Here is a 209-nt window from a genome sequence, read left to right on the forward strand (position 1 = left end):
TCGCCGATCACTGCCAGGGTGGCGCCGACTTCGACGGTCTCGTCCTCCTGGGCGATGATCTGCTGCAGCACGCCGGCGGCGGGAGAGGGGATCTCGGTGTCGACCTTGTCGGTGGACACCTCGAGCAGCGGCTCGTCGACCTCGACGGTGTCGCCTTCCTTCTTGAGCCACCGGGTGATCGTGCCCTCGGTCACGCTCTCGCCGAGCGC

General features: G+C 68.4%; 1 protein-coding gene. It reads right to left on the reverse strand.

What is annotated here, in order from left to right; all coding sequences use genetic code 11:
• On the reverse strand, positions 1-209 hold a 209-nt coding region (locus SREC43747_RS0119465; RefSeq protein WP_029723019.1), incomplete at both ends, for a biotin/lipoyl-containing protein.

It is taken from the genome of Saccharopolyspora rectivirgula DSM 43747 (assembly GCF_000497205.1).
In the GTDB taxonomy this organism is placed as follows: domain Bacteria; phylum Actinomycetota; class Actinomycetes; order Mycobacteriales; family Pseudonocardiaceae; genus Saccharopolyspora; species Saccharopolyspora rectivirgula.